Origin of the sequence: Bacillus sp. HMA207 (assembly GCF_003402455.1) — a bacterium.
Lineage (GTDB): Bacteria > Bacillota > Bacilli > Bacillales > Bacillaceae_G > Bacillus_A > Bacillus_A cereus.
In genome coordinates this window covers 1,396,164-1,409,829 of sequence record NZ_BEZT01000001.1, presented here as the reverse complement: position 1 = coordinate 1,409,829, position 13,666 = coordinate 1,396,164, and the positions used below count along the sequence as shown (strand labels likewise).

Here is a 13,666-nt window from a genome sequence, read left to right as displayed (position 1 = left end):
TAGATATAGCGATTTTCTTTATTAATAATCATTTGTATGTGCGTTTACTCACACACATACAAATGATTTATAAAGCCACAATTAAGTGAAAACATCTTTTCCGTTACGATAACATCATAGCCATGTCTTCTGCTGCATTTGTAATTAGTTTTAAACCAAATGTTTCTTGTAATACATCAAGCACGCCAGGTGAAATAAATTCAGGAGCCTTTGGACCGATGCGAATATCTTGAATCCCAAGACTAAATAGCCCTAGTAAAATGGCAACCGCTTTTTGTTCAAACCATGATAGTACAATACTTACTGGCAATTCATTCACTTCACATTGAAAAGCATCAGCTAAAGCAGCCGCTATTTTCACTGTAGAAATTGAATTATTGCACTGTCCTAAATCAATGTAACGCGGAATTTCCGTACCAGGTACAACACCGTAATCCACATCATTAAAGCGGAATTTCCCGCAAGAAGTTGTTAAAATAACCGTTTCTGGCGGAAGTGACGTTGCTAATTCACGATAATATTCTCCGCCTTTTCCCGGTGCATCACAACCGGCGATAACAAAGAAACGCTTTATCTTCCCCTCTTTTACTGCATCAATAATTTCTGGAGCTAATGATAATACTGTATTATGATGAAACCCTGTCACTAACTGTTCATCCGACTCCATATGTACTTCTGGAAGTTCTAGCGCTTTTTGAATCAATGGTGTAAAATCATCATTTCCAATTTTTTGTACACCTTCTAAACCTGCAATTTCATATGAAAAGAATCGATCAGAGTACGAGCCTTTAATTGGCATAACACAGTTCGTTGTAGCTAATATGGCACCAGTAAATTTTTCAAAAAGGCGTCTTTGATCATACCATGCCTTACCGATGTTTCCTTTTAAATGTTTATATTTTTTCAGCTGCGGGTATCCGTGTGCTGGTAGCATTTCAGAATGCGTATAAATATTAATGTCTTTTCCTTCTGTTTGCTTTAATAGTTCTTCTAATGCAAATAAATTATGGCCCGTAACTACAATTGCTTTACCTTCTACACGATTTTGTGTAATTTGTACAGGCTCTGGCACACCAAAATGATTCGTATGTGCCTCATCTAATAATTCCATCACCCGTAAAGCAGATTTCCCCACTTTCATAGCCATATCAATATGCTCTTGTTCGTTAAAGTTAGAATTTGTTAATGTCATATATAAAGCTTCTTGTGTTGTTGCATCTACAAATGCATCCGTATACCCTAGCTGAGCGGCATGTGTGCGATAAGCTGCAATTCCTTTTAGCCCAAACACAATCGTATCTTGTAAACTCGCAATCGTTTCATTCTTACCACAAACACCCATTACTTTACATCCGCCTATTGGCGTTTGTTCACATTGATAACAAAACATATCATCCCACCCTCTCCCAATCATTCATTACACCTTAAGCATAATACCCATTGAAAAAAAGTGATGTGATATCAATCACAATAATATATAAAGATTTGTGACAGTTCATATTGTTGACATAATATTTTTATTGACACTAAAAAATATGCATTAGTGTACACACATCTTTCGATACTTTTAAATAGCTAATTAATTTGGAGAAATATATACAACGAAAAAATTTTTTGAATCCCATGTACAAATAGTTGCAATTCATCACATATGAAATAGATATAAAAATACGCTCTTCTTTCTATCATTCAATAGAAAGAAGAGCGTATTTGTCATTTTAAGGAACTATCATTTTTTATTAAAGTCTTTACTGTAAACCTTTTTATTTACAATACATTTACATTATCTTAACATTACTTACATTATTTATATGATATATTTATATAGAAGCTACTTAAGAAATTTCATATACATTTTATCTTTATGATCTCTTATCTAATCAATAAAAAGATCATGTTATATTTTTATAACAGGGGTGAATTACGATGACTGAAACTTTAAAAACACTTATAATGCTTGATGCTACTTATGTTGTTATAGCAATTATGACAGTACTAGTATTTGTATACTTGGAATTAAAATCTCAGTAATATATGCTGACGTAATCAACAGATTCAGCATTTAAATATAGTTAGAAGAAAGAGAGGAGAAAATTATTTCTCCTCTCTTTTGTATTTCTACAATTTCTTATTTTAATAAATCCAATGTATGTAAAAGTAATCCTTTGTTCCCTACTTCCCCATGACCAGGCACTACTGCATTTATATTTCTATATCGCTTCAGCACATTCTCAATCGATGTAGACCATTCATTTACATAAGCATCCGCAACGTTTCCTAAATCTTTCGCGGACGTAGATTTCACTAAACAGCCTCCAACTAAAATATTGTATTGCGGTAACCATACGACAATATTATCTTCTGTATGCCCTTTCCCTGGATAAAATGTTTCTACTTTCATATTTCCAAACTTCAAATTTGTAACGGTTTGTAAATCTCCAAGCGGTTCTTCATATCCATTTTTCTTTGCTAGTTCTGCGGTTAATGCTGTACTATGCGCTTTAATGCCTCTTTCTTTCAACGCTGTTATTCCGCCAATTCGATCAGCGTGCGCATGTGTAATAATGACATCCGTTACGCGCTTCTGAAATTTCTTTTCTACCATTTCTATTAGTTCCTTCGTTAATTTGTCATCCCAAGAAGAATCCACAAGTACTAACCCTTTAGAAGTATTAAGAACTAGACCGTTCGAAGGAACTGCTTCTCCATTAAAAGAACCTAACTCCGTATGAACCCATACATTCTTGTTTAACTGAGATATTGAAATGGTTCCCGTCTCATTTTTTATTACTGTTTTCTCTACCTTTTGTGATGCTTGTACAGAAGAAATTGTGCTAACAAATTGAATTGTTCCTAGTAAACCTACACATAATCCTACTTTTAACAACGTATTCTTTTTCATGTTATCAACCCTTTCTTTCAAGCTAAATAGTTATTACCTATATTAGACAATTTATCTCAAATGTTTGTTCCATCTTTATTTGCATATTTTTATGTAATTAACAAAAAAGCGTACAAAATTTTGTACGCTTTAAAACTTAATCTTTCATTCCATAATTCTCAAAATCTTCCTCATTCCCATAAAATACATTCAAATCAATATACTTTTCTTTCCCATTATAACCATTTAGTTTCCCGCGGTTCGTGTATTGCCAAAACGTCCATTTTCTCTCATCAGATAAACTCGGTTTTGTAAGAACACTACGAATCCATATATCACATTTGGGATACGCATCCTTTATATATAAATCATACACCTCTTGCGTTGCATACAATATTACTTTCTTACCGTAATGTTTTTCTAGCATTTCAATCATGACCGACAACTCTTTCGTAACATCTTCACGCTTAGGCGGATTATCTTTTTTGTTAGCGTAAAACTCAACATCAATTACGGGTGGCAGTGCTTGTTTATATTTTGGAACAGTTCGTATAAATTGCTCTGCTTGTGTTTCACCCTTACTATCGAAACTAAAAAAATGGTACGCTCCGATGCGCATATCTGTCTTATTCGCATTCGTCCAATTTTTTGAAAAGTACTTATCTACAAACGAGCTTCCTTCAGTAGCCTTTATAAACGCAAACTTCATATTTTGCTTTTCCAACTCTCTCCAATCTATATCCCCTTGATACGATGCGACATCTACACCTTTTATTTCATACTTTTCAGCACTTATTTGATTCGGAATGAATATGCCTTGAAAAACTAAGTAAACGACAACACTTATTACACTAATTAAAGTAAAGATTCCTCCTATAATAAGCTTCTTTTTCATTCATATCACCTATCTTTACAAATTAAAATTCTACTTACCATTCACGCTTTTTATTAATTTCCATTTTTTCTTCAAACGCCTTCTCTAAATCAACATTTAATTTATTTGCTAAATCACATACATTCCAAATTACATCAAACATTTCTAAACCGCTTTCTCTTTTCGCATCTTGTATTGTATCACGCTTTAATATGACTTCCGCTAATTCACCTAATTCCGCCATCATATATATCGTACGCTCTTCAATTGTTGTATCTTGAAATCCTTTTTCTTTACTGAAATTTGATACATACCTCTGAAACTCCACAATATTCATACTTAATCTCCCCTCATTACCAATACTCCATTTTTCTATTACACTTAAAACCAAAATTATATTTTGTTAAATTATAACATTCGGACTATAATTTATTTATAGCCCATTAACGGAGGTGTTTGCAATGACTCTCTTCGCTTCCCCATCATTATTCATAGTGGCAATCCTTTCATTTGCACTAGCTTATTTCATTGGAGTAAAACAATACACTTGGCTCTTATCAGGATTCAACGAACGCCGTGTGCCTGATAAAGTGAAGTTATCAAAAATAGTTGGTCTTTATAATTTAATTGCTGGTGTCATTGCCACAATCGGTAGTGTCTTCACTACTCCTAATGTCACAATCGTTATTCCTAACATTATAATTGGACACTTTATTATCGCCGCTTATGTAAATACACGCATGGTGCAGTGAAAAAGATCACCCAAATGGATGATCTTTTTTATAATTTATCAACATATTGCTTCGCTTCTAGTAAGGAAAAACCAAAAGCTTCTCTTACTCTCTTAACTGCTGTAATTTTTTTGCCTTCTTCTACAAGCTGGCGTAGTTCTTTATTAATTTCAGGTTCTCTTTCTATAATTCCCATTTCTTTCGTAATTAATTGTAATCTATCTTCAATTCTCTTTAAACGCGCATCATTTTTCTTTTCAATTGTAGTTAATTTTTCAGCGATATAAATGAAACCAACAGCTACTATCAGTATAACCATCCAGAATTCCATGAATGTTCCCCCTTACTAACTTTCATTTGCTTTATTCCACTAACTTATGTAAATTTTACCACAATACACATTTAATGTATAATATCACTATATCAAACTGTTAATAAAACCTATTATTTTAGGGGGACACTTTATGAAAAGATTTTTAAATACGTTACTTCAATTTGTAGTTCTTTCAATCTTGCTACATTTATTATTTGATATAGTTGGTTGGCTTGTTTTCAATGCACCAATTAAAAACAAACAAATCATTATTTCTTTAATAACAATCTCATGGGTTATGTACATGTACCGAGACAAATTTTTTCAAAAGTTCACTTCAAACTAACTAAAAAAGAAAACACTTCATTGGTGAATGACGAAGTGTTTTCTTTTTTTTACTACTGTATAATAAAAATAATATTCTGTCTTTAAAGAAAGGAGTCACCATGAACTTACAAAGTAGCAATATATACGAGAAAATGAATCAATATTCCGTTGCAGGTTTAAGCCTTGCTATTATACGTGATGGCAAACTAGACGAAACGATTGCCTTTGGAACGCTTGAATCTGGAACAACTAGAACTGTCACTACGAATTCTATATTCAACTCTTGTTCAATTAGTAAATTCATCACTACAATGCTCGTACTAACGTTATCAGATCAAGAAATCATACATTTAGATGAAGACATAAATGATAGACTCACATCTTGGAACATACCTACCAACCTATTTACCTCACAGAAAAAAGTCACCCTGCGAAATTTATTAAGTCACCAATCTGGAATTATTGATCCTCCTAATAGTTTTGGACATTATACATTTGCACATGGGCGACCAAACATGTCTGAACTCCTTGCCGGTAAAACATCCTATTGCCCAGTACCGATAGAAATAACTTATAAACCAGAAAACGAATTTCACTACTCCGATGCAAACTTTTGTATTATTGAACTACTACTTGAAGATATTACAGGAAGATCATTTAGTCAGTTATTAGAAGAACACATCTTCCAGCCACTACAAATGAAAAATAGTACACTTTTCTCTCCAAAAGACATAGATAAAAGCGATGTTTTTGCTTGCGGACATAATAAAGATAGAACTGTAACAAATGAGAAGTATCCATTTTATCCATTCGCAGCTGCTTCAGGTATTTGGACAACACCAACTGACTTATCAGCTTTAGTTATTGAAATCATTCATTCCTTACAAGGAAAGGGTAAACTAAAACTTTCTCAAAAATTAGTAATAGACATGATTTCTCCTCAAGGTTGCTCAAAATGGACTGGACTAGGTGTTTTTCTAGATGATTCAAATGAAGACTTACAAATATATTCACTTGGATGGGGCGTTGGATTTCAATGTATGATGGTTTGTTATCCATACTGCGGGAATGGTGCTGTTATTATGACCAATTCCGATTTAGGTGTTCATCAAATGGAAGGGATCATTGGTGAGGTTGTAAAAACGTTACCCTTATAATGAAAATAAAGAAGCTGTTCCTTCCAGCTTCTTTATCTATATAACATTTTTCGCAACAATTTTTATATGTTCTGGTGCGATAATCTCCGTTATACTTTCTTGGAAATCTTCCCGCAACATTTCTTCCAAATGTTCTAACTGCACTTCAACATGTGTGCATTCTAAATTATGTATATTTAATAGTGCATAATGATCTTTTTTCTTAATTACTAAATATTGATTTTCCTCTGTTACAAGCACAGAACCTAATCGTACTCCTAGTAAGCGTTGATCATCAAACTTCATAATTACTTCTCCTTCCCTCATATAAACAAAACTACAATGAAAATAATTACATTTATGGAAAAACACGCTTATTTAGACTATATCATAATTTACTAAAATAGAAATATCTTTTTCTGTTTTAATAAAAATCCCTATTTTTTCATATATTTCGATACAAAAAACTTTCTCAACATTAAATTTGAATTTTCAGTTTTTAATTCTATAAAAATCTATTATAATAAAGTTAATAAATGTTTGACCTCTCCTAATTCATGTACATATGGATGATCAGTAGTTATCGCTACTGATCTATTTTTTTGATTTCAGAAAGTACATACGCTGCATCCTTTCCTACACCACAAATAAGTGCGGAACCCCTTTGAGATTGCCACGGTAATCCGATATAATACAATCCTTTTACTGGACTGATTCCCTTTATATGATTAGGAAATCCATTCTCATTCACTGCCTGTTCAATTTCAATCCAATTATAATTTTGTACAAAACCAGTTGACCATATAACGCTTTCTGCACTATAAGTATCACCATTCTGAAACATAATGTTATTTCCTGATGCACTTACTACTTTTTCTTGCAGTTTGATTGCTCCATTACGAATAAGTTTCTTACCTTCAAAACCGAAAATAGGGTCCTTTCTCTTCTGAAACCATCTTCCCCTCTTTGTAATTATTTCAGCGTACAATAAACCCACTTTTTCTAGCAGATTAAAAATACTTTTCCCAAAAAATTGTAACGGTAAAAACGTTAAAGGATGGCTAATAGACATCGTAACTTCATGCGTTTTTGCAAGTTCTACTGCGATTTGCATCCCTGAATTCCCACCACCTACTACTAGTACTTTTCCCTTAGGAATTTGCGATGATGATCTATATTGTGATGAATGTATTTGAAAAATATGTGATGATAGATTTGCTGAAACTGAAGGAATAAACGGTTGCCGAAAACCACCTGATGCGATAATAACTTTTTTCGTTTGTAAAATTTCTGTAGGAGTATGTAATTCAAATATTTCTTTTTCTTTCTTTATTTTTAGAACTTCCGTTTGTAATTGTACCGGTAATTGAAAATGTCTTGCATATTCTTCTAAATAAGTGGCAATTTCATCTTTATATGGAAATTCATTTTTTTCACCTATTAACGTCATACCAGGCAAGCTACTGTAAGACCTTGGGGTAAAAAGCTGCAAAGAATCATATCGATTTCTCCATGAATCACCAACTCGTTTTCCTGCCTCAAGTAATAAAAAATTATACCCTTCTTGCTTCAAGTAATATCCCATTGTTAATCCAGCTTGACCCGCCCCAATAATAATTAGATCTTTCATTCTAATCCCTCCTCTTCTTAAACGTATGAATACTTGTTCATATATTCATACGTTTCCATAATCATAACATTTTCTTTTTATATGATTCAATATCTACTCAAAATAAAAAAGAGCAGTTCACTGCTCTATGAACTACTCTTCATTCCATTTCTACAATTTTTCCTCGTACAGTGTAATTCTATTTGAAAACGGATCAATTACAGTTAATTCAATTGTACCCCAAGGTGTTTTTTCTATATTCGGCTTCGAATAAGCATATTCTTTACTTAATAATACAGAATGATAATCCTTTACATCATCTATTTTGATCCGAATCGCACCACCTGGTGAGGCATCACCATGATGTTCTGATAAATGTATCACAGCATCCTGTAACGAAATTTGCAAATATAATGGCATATTTTCCTCATACCGATGTTCCCAATCCAGTTTAAATCCTAAAAAACCTAAGTAAAATAGTTTTGCTTTTTCAATATCAAAAATTCTAAATATAGGTGTTATCATTTATACTCTCCTCCTATTTATAAACATCTGCTGCCAATTCTCTCAAAACATCTACGTTTACTACTTCATAGCATCCATCGTTCTTCTTTATTATCTCTTTATCACAAAAAATATTTAATGTTCGCAACAAATGCCGATAGCTCGTTCCTAACAATTCCGCTATTTCCGTTAAATTCCCACTAAATACAATTCTATTTTCATGCTGAACTGCTCGTTCCCCTGCTGCTAACATGTAACTCGCAAGTCTATTTTCAAGCGGATACAATAAATTAATTGTACTATTTTTTGAAAGTCGATTTAACTTATGTGCTAACGATCCACAAATACATCTTAAAAATTTCGCATCATGAAATAGCTGATTTCTCACTTTTCCTAATGGTAAACCAACACAATATGAATCTGCCATTACTTGTACATTTGAAGTAATCCTTTGGGAATGAATTAACTCCACATCTCCAAGTAACTGCAAACTATCATAAAAACACAGTAATACGGATTTCCCGTTACTTAATGTGTTAAACGCTTTCGCTTTTCCTTCAACAAAGAAATATAAATAATCTATCTCTTCATTTTCTCTACAAATAAACTCATTCTTTTTAAAAAATATAAGTTCCATATATGGCTTCATATCATGACTAAAAAATGAATCAATATTATTTTTCTTCATATACTCTGCTAATTTAATAGAATTACATACTTTCTTCATAGTCCCCCACCTTTACAACTCATCCCCATTGTAATCAAAATTTTCTTCTTCCACTATGACATATGTCATAGTAATACACAATTTCAGCATGATACAGTCATTACAAATATGAAATACAAAGGGGATATTGCATTGTATAACTTTCTTTCTGTCTTTATTGGTGTGCTCATCGCCGTTATGCTTCCATTGAATGGGATTTTATCTGAGTTAATTGGCAAGTATACAGCAAGCGTGGTCATTCACCTTGTCGGTTTAATTGCAGTTATTTTCGTTTTAATCTTAAACAAACATAAAATTCATTTCGATAAAGGTATTCCGCTTTTTTTATATAGCGCTGGAGCGATTGGAGTATTCACTGTTCTTTTTAATAATATAAGTTTCTCCGTCCTTGGTGCCTCTATTACGATCGCATTAAGTTTACTCGGCCAATCCATTGCTTCCATCATTATCGATCATTTCGGCTTATTAGGAATGAAAGTTGCAAAGTTTGAAAAGAAAAAACTAGTTGGATTAGTATTTATCTCTTCTGGGATTATTATCATGACAATATATTAATGGGGGCAAAAATATGTTATATATTACTATCGCTATTTTAGCTGGTGTTTCTATCGTCGTTGCTAGAATTATTAACGCGAATTTAGCAAAGGAAATTGGAAACTGGGAAGGCACGTTTTTCAATTATATTACTGGATTATTTTTCTCTATGTTATTTTTAATTTTCAGTTCAGATTCATTGTATATCCCTATTCATAAATTGCAATCTATTCCTATCGCCGTATACTTAGGCGGATTAGTAGGCGTTATCGTTATTTCATTATCCAACTATATTACTCCTAAAATATCAGCCTTTTATTTAACATTACTCATCTTTATCGGACAATTATTTGCGGGGACTATTATTGATTTCTTCCTAACAAATGAACTCTCAATTGGTAAAGTTATCGGTGGCATTTTCGTATTAATTGGGCTCACTTACAATTTACTCATAGATCGCCCGATAAAAACTGTGAAGCATAACCAAGTTCAACTATAATACTTTACGCTTACCTATCATATATTAATAGAAAAGCTCTTCACACGAAGTAATAGAGAGGAGAAAATCCTATTAAAAAAATTATTTTATTGCTAGGTAGTGTATTGATTATTTGTGGAATTGTATGGTTTATAAACTCGGGAAAATCTATTCAAGATCTCTATACTGCAAATAAACCGAAAAAGAAAGCTACTATTATTTCAAGCTCGCGAGATCCAAATGAGCCTCCTGTTTTTTTAGGTAAACAGGAAATAAAAGATATACATGTCGAATCAATTAAAACAAAACAGGATATCTTTCTCACAAAAACAGATGAATTAAAAACATTTATTAACAGTATGAATACCGCAAAAAAAGGCAAATTAACATTGGATGAAGAAGGATCAGATTTAATAGATTGTGATATGTGGATTACTTTCGAGGATGGAACTTATAAAAAATATTTCATATGGATAGTTGATCATCACAGCAGCGAAGTGATGATTGCTCAGCAAGATACTCCTGATGATGTAAACCTTACGTACTATCAGTTAAACGAAGATAGTTCAAAAAAAGTTTATAATTTATTTAAAAAAATTATTTAAACGAAAAAGTCATGAGCACGCGAACTCATGACTTTTTGCACTATATATACTCAGGGAACACTCTACAACCCTTTTCCTGCTCTATATCATGACCAAAGAAAACAATTGGTTTCTCTTTCGCCACAACTCCTTTTAAACGTTTAATTGAAGATAAAGCTAATTCTGGATCAAATCCCGCGAACGGCACTTCATCTTCAAAATTCTCTTTCGTGTACGATGCATCAATCGTTAATAATACAGGACCGGATTTCTCCGTCTCAATGAATAGCGACTGATGGCCTGGAGAATGACCTGGCGTATACAATAATTGAACACCTGGTACCACTTCATAATCCCCTTCAATAATTTTATAGTTCAAATGCGGTAATATACATTCTTTCATATATTCTTCTCTATGAAGTGCTGCCTCATATTCCGTTCGTTGCACAATAATCGGTGTATTTGTAAAAGCACCGTTTCCTCCTGCATGATCGAAATGTAAGTGAGAACTAATAATATATAAAAGGTCGTCCGGCTCATACCCTACACGCTTTAATATATTCACGATTCTATCTTCTTCAGTCATTTTCGGTAAAATCTGTCCTTCAACAAATGTACCGTTAAAAAGCCCTTCATTATTAACTGCACTTTCTGGCATACCTGTATCTACTAAAATAGGACCTTCTTCTGTCTCCAAAAGATAACACCATACCGGCAAGTTTAATAATTTTCCCGGTGTTAACGTACTGTTAAGAGACGAATGATCCAACATACAACGACCTGCTGGGATGAAATAAAGTTTCTTTACTGTCATTATGTATCCACCTTTACATTTAGTTTGGGATAAAGTAATACAGTAAAAAATTCTTCTTTTTAGAAATAAACTCCTTCTAGACTATCAGTACAGCTTACATAAAAATGAAACATTAACACCGATTAACGCTGAAAACTTAATGAAAGTACATGCACTACTTGAAACCGGGCACACCATTGGGAAAATCGTATTAGAGAAATTTTAATCATGATAGTGACAGATAGTATGTAAAATTATATTAACGATTTTTCGAATATATCTATCATAACGTACAATATATCAACGATTTTTCAAATATATCTATCATAACGTACAATATATCAACGATTTTTCAAATATATCTATCATAACGTACAATATATCAACGATTTTTCAAATATATCTATCATAAATCAAATTATATCGATTTATCGACAAATAACAACAATAAGAAAAGGCTGTTCCAGATGAACAGCCTTTTCTTTATTTACTTGAAATCTCTTTATTATTTTGAACGTCTAACGGAGCTCGCTTTCCTATTCCGAAAGCATAGAAACTAATTGTAACGATAGCTAAGAAAATAATACCTACAACTAATGAAATACGAGTATCATCGTTAAACCACATTCCGATTAATACCATAATTAAAAAGGCAATTGTTAAATAGTTTGTAACAGGAGCAAATGGCATTTTGAACGGATGATCTTTCATCTCTGCTCCCTTTTCTTTTCTAAAATTAATTTGACTAATTAAAATGACAAACCATGGTACCATTCCAGGAAGTACACTCGCACTATATACATATACGAATAAGTTTTTCGGTGCGATGTAACTTAAAACAACACCAACCGCCAGACCGATAATTACGCCAACTGTACCAAATAAAGGTACACCATTTCCAGAAAGTTTCGTGAAATATTTCGGTGCTTGTCCATTTACACCTAACGTATAAAGCATACGACCAGCACTATAAATACCACTATTACAACCAGACATTGCTGCTGTAATTACAACGAAGTTAATAAGTCCAGCAGCTGCCGTAATACCAACTTTCGCAAAAGTTGCTACGAACGGACTACCAATTGTACTTAATTGATCCCACGGATACACAGTTACAATAACGAAAATAGCACCAATATAGAAAATTAAGATACGCCAAATTGTACTTTGAATCGCTCTTGTAAGTGTCTTCTTTGGATTCTTCGCTTCACCAGCAGTAATACCGATTAATTCCACACCTTGGTATGCACCAACTACAAGTGATAAAGCAAAGAAGAATCCTGAGAAACCACCTGTAAAGAAACCGCCATTTGACCAAAGATTAGATATGCCAACCGCTTCTCCGCCGTTACCAATTCCAAAGAAAATAAGGCCAAATCCTGCAATAATCATTAATAGAATCGTAACGATTTTAATCATCGCAAACCAAAATTCAAATTCACCAAATGACTTAACAGAAATTAAATTAGCTGCACCAAGAATAACCATTGCAATTATACCTGGTATCCAAGCTGGTAAATCTGGGAACCAATATTGCATATACGCTCCAACCGCGATAATTTCTGACATCCCAACGATAACCCACTGGAACCAGTTACTCCACGCTGTCATATAACCAGCTAGTGGATGAATATACTTATGACCGAATGTCGCAAATGAGCCTGTACTTGGCTCCATATACAACATTTCTCCCATGGCACGCATGATGAAGAAGATGAAAATACCTGCAATTGCATAAGCAAGCATTACTGACGGACCTGTCCATTTAATTGTGCTGGCTGACCCCATAAACAAACCAACACCAATCGTTCCGCCTAAAGCAATCATTTGAATATGACGTGCTTCTAAACCTCTTTTCAATTCTTTGTTTGCCACTCCACTTCCCCCTCTTAGATGATTCATAGCCGCATTTTAACACAAGATGCTTTCCCCTAATTCCTTTCGGCCCTGAAAATGATGAAGCAAACGTCATTTTACACTAGCTTTAAAGCTATCCTAAAATCGTTTTGTGCTCCTAATAAAATTCTCAAAACCTTTCATCTTCCAATATTCTATAAATCTTAAAATTACTTACCTTATATTAATTCATTAATCTGAAAAATTCAATTATTTTTTCAATAAATTATTATACATAAGTCTGATTAATTTTTAACTAAATTAACAATAAAATACATC

Annotated in this window: 17 protein-coding genes; 6 read left to right on the top strand and 11 right to left on the bottom strand. The window is 33.0% G+C overall.

The features are described 5' to 3' along the window. Positions 1-103 precede the first annotated feature (103 nt). The 4 genes from hcp to HMAS_RS07425 all read right to left on the bottom strand — a co-directional run bounded on the left by hcp (position 104) and on the right by HMAS_RS07425 (position 4,092). Complete coding sequence (hcp, locus tag HMAS_RS07440) at positions 104-1,390, bottom strand: hydroxylamine reductase (protein WP_025708832.1); 1,287 nt, start codon at positions 1,388-1,390, stop codon at positions 104-106. A 738-nt stretch (positions 1,391-2,128) separates the two neighbouring features. Next, positions 2,129-2,902 (bottom strand): BcII family subclass B1 metallo-beta-lactamase, encoded by a 774-nt coding sequence (gene bla2, locus HMAS_RS07435; RefSeq protein ID WP_025708834.1) that lies wholly within the window; start codon positions 2,900-2,902, stop codon positions 2,129-2,131. Positions 2,903-3,038: 136 nt separating this feature from the next. Then, on the bottom strand, positions 3,039-3,776 hold the full coding sequence (locus tag HMAS_RS07430) for a GH25 family lysozyme (RefSeq protein ID WP_065224187.1): 738 nt from the start codon (positions 3,774-3,776) through the stop codon (positions 3,039-3,041). Between the two features lie 34 nt (positions 3,777-3,810). After that, on the bottom strand, positions 3,811-4,092 hold the full coding sequence (locus tag HMAS_RS07425) for a MazG nucleotide pyrophosphohydrolase domain-containing protein (protein ID WP_044306817.1): 282 nt from the start codon (positions 4,090-4,092) through the stop codon (positions 3,811-3,813). A 124-nt stretch (positions 4,093-4,216) separates the two neighbouring features. On the opposite strand from HMAS_RS07425, the gene HMAS_RS07420 reads away from it, so the two are divergent. Further along, a complete protein-coding gene (locus HMAS_RS07420) occupies positions 4,217-4,507 on the top strand; it encodes a DUF3784 domain-containing protein (protein ID WP_044306816.1) in 291 nt (96 codons plus the stop codon). A gap of 28 nt (positions 4,508-4,535) precedes the next feature. Here the strand turns inward: HMAS_RS07420 and HMAS_RS07415 are convergent, their stop codons facing one another. Further along, positions 4,536-4,817, bottom strand: coding sequence for a hypothetical protein (locus tag HMAS_RS07415; RefSeq protein ID WP_000397724.1), 282 nt, complete (start codon positions 4,815-4,817; stop codon positions 4,536-4,538). 133 nt (positions 4,818-4,950) lie between these two features. Between HMAS_RS07415 and HMAS_RS07410 the strand changes: the two genes are divergently transcribed. Both HMAS_RS07410 and HMAS_RS07405 read left to right on the top strand, forming a co-directional pair. Beyond that, positions 4,951-5,145: a hypothetical protein gene (locus tag HMAS_RS07410; RefSeq protein WP_006929474.1), complete on the top strand. Its 195-nt coding sequence runs from the start codon at positions 4,951-4,953 to the stop codon at positions 5,143-5,145. Between the two features lie 100 nt (positions 5,146-5,245). Beyond that, positions 5,246-6,283: a serine hydrolase domain-containing protein gene (locus HMAS_RS07405; protein WP_044306815.1), complete on the top strand. Its 1,038-nt coding sequence runs from the start codon at positions 5,246-5,248 to the stop codon at positions 6,281-6,283. Between the two features lie 36 nt (positions 6,284-6,319). Here the strand turns inward: HMAS_RS07405 and HMAS_RS07400 are convergent, their stop codons facing one another. From HMAS_RS07400 to yeiL, 4 genes are all read right to left on the bottom strand, one after another. Continuing rightward, positions 6,320-6,568 (bottom strand): hypothetical protein, encoded by a 249-nt coding sequence (locus tag HMAS_RS07400; protein WP_000666948.1) that lies wholly within the window; start codon positions 6,566-6,568, stop codon positions 6,320-6,322. Positions 6,569-6,848: 280 nt separating this feature from the next. Continuing rightward, positions 6,849-7,892: a flavin-containing monooxygenase gene (locus HMAS_RS07395; protein ID WP_044306814.1), complete on the bottom strand. Its 1,044-nt coding sequence runs from the start codon at positions 7,890-7,892 to the stop codon at positions 6,849-6,851. 150 nt (positions 7,893-8,042) lie between these two features. After that, complete coding sequence (locus tag HMAS_RS07390) at positions 8,043-8,396, bottom strand: glyoxalase superfamily protein (RefSeq protein WP_000632403.1); 354 nt, start codon at positions 8,394-8,396, stop codon at positions 8,043-8,045. 13 nt (positions 8,397-8,409) lie between these two features. Then, positions 8,410-9,102, bottom strand: coding sequence for a transcriptional regulator YeiL (gene yeiL / locus HMAS_RS07385; RefSeq protein WP_000754830.1), 693 nt, complete (start codon positions 9,100-9,102; stop codon positions 8,410-8,412). Between the two features lie 108 nt (positions 9,103-9,210). Between yeiL and HMAS_RS07380 the strand changes: the two genes are divergently transcribed. From HMAS_RS07380 to HMAS_RS07370, 3 genes are all read left to right on the top strand, one after another. Continuing rightward, on the top strand, positions 9,211-9,657 hold the full coding sequence (locus HMAS_RS07380) for a DMT family transporter (RefSeq protein ID WP_002024519.1): 447 nt from the start codon (positions 9,211-9,213) through the stop codon (positions 9,655-9,657). Positions 9,658-9,670: 13 nt separating this feature from the next. Then, on the top strand, positions 9,671-10,135 hold the full coding sequence (locus HMAS_RS07375) for a DMT family transporter (RefSeq protein WP_000965811.1): 465 nt from the start codon (positions 9,671-9,673) through the stop codon (positions 10,133-10,135). Positions 10,136-10,224: 89 nt separating this feature from the next. After that, positions 10,225-10,719: a hypothetical protein gene (locus HMAS_RS07370; protein ID WP_000901692.1), complete on the top strand. Its 495-nt coding sequence runs from the start codon at positions 10,225-10,227 to the stop codon at positions 10,717-10,719. A gap of 40 nt (positions 10,720-10,759) precedes the next feature. Here the strand turns inward: HMAS_RS07370 and aiiA are convergent, their stop codons facing one another. Next, positions 10,760-11,512 (bottom strand): quorum-quenching N-acyl homoserine lactonase AiiA, encoded by a 753-nt coding sequence (gene aiiA, locus HMAS_RS07365; protein ID WP_000216572.1) that lies wholly within the window; start codon positions 11,510-11,512, stop codon positions 10,760-10,762. Positions 11,513-11,974: 462 nt separating this feature from the next. Continuing rightward, positions 11,975-13,366, bottom strand: coding sequence for an amino acid permease (locus HMAS_RS07355; RefSeq protein WP_001284412.1), 1,392 nt, complete (start codon positions 13,364-13,366; stop codon positions 11,975-11,977). Positions 13,367-13,666 lie beyond the last annotated feature (300 nt).

Excerpts from the sequence above, each read along its gene's own strand:
- HMAS_RS07375 (WP_000965811.1), top strand. The coding sequence starts at position 9,671 with ATGTTATATATTACTATCGCTATTTTAGCTGGTGTTTCTATCGTCGTT.
- yeiL (WP_000754830.1), bottom strand. The coding sequence starts at position 9,102 with ATGAAGAAAGTATGTAATTCTATTAAATTAGCAGAGTATATGAAGAAA.
- HMAS_RS07425 (WP_044306817.1), bottom strand. The coding sequence starts at position 4,092 with ATGAATATTGTGGAGTTTCAGAGGTATGTATCAAATTTCAGTAAAGAA.
- HMAS_RS07430 (WP_065224187.1), bottom strand. The coding sequence starts at position 3,776 with ATGAAAAAGAAGCTTATTATAGGAGGAATCTTTACTTTAATTAGTGTA.
- HMAS_RS07380 (WP_002024519.1), top strand. The coding sequence starts at position 9,211 with ATGAAATACAAAGGGGATATTGCATTGTATAACTTTCTTTCTGTCTTT.
- HMAS_RS07395 (WP_044306814.1), bottom strand. The coding sequence starts at position 7,892 with ATGAAAGATCTAATTATTATTGGGGCGGGTCAAGCTGGATTAACAATG.
- HMAS_RS07410 (WP_006929474.1), top strand. The coding sequence starts at position 4,951 with ATGAAAAGATTTTTAAATACGTTACTTCAATTTGTAGTTCTTTCAATC.
- HMAS_RS07420 (WP_044306816.1), top strand. The coding sequence starts at position 4,217 with ATGACTCTCTTCGCTTCCCCATCATTATTCATAGTGGCAATCCTTTCA.
- HMAS_RS07400 (WP_000666948.1), bottom strand. The coding sequence starts at position 6,568 with ATGAAGTTTGATGATCAACGCTTACTAGGAGTACGATTAGGTTCTGTG.
- bla2 (WP_025708834.1), bottom strand. The coding sequence starts at position 2,902 with ATGAAAAAGAATACGTTGTTAAAAGTAGGATTATGTGTAGGTTTACTA.
- HMAS_RS07390 (WP_000632403.1), bottom strand. The coding sequence starts at position 8,396 with ATGATAACACCTATATTTAGAATTTTTGATATTGAAAAAGCAAAACTA.
- hcp (WP_025708832.1), bottom strand. The coding sequence starts at position 1,390 with ATGTTTTGTTATCAATGTGAACAAACGCCAATAGGCGGATGTAAAGTA.
- HMAS_RS07405 (WP_044306815.1), top strand. The coding sequence starts at position 5,246 with ATGAACTTACAAAGTAGCAATATATACGAGAAAATGAATCAATATTCC.
- HMAS_RS07415 (WP_000397724.1), bottom strand. The coding sequence starts at position 4,817 with ATGGAATTCTGGATGGTTATACTGATAGTAGCTGTTGGTTTCATTTAT.
- aiiA (WP_000216572.1), bottom strand. The coding sequence starts at position 11,512 with ATGACAGTAAAGAAACTTTATTTCATCCCAGCAGGTCGTTGTATGTTG.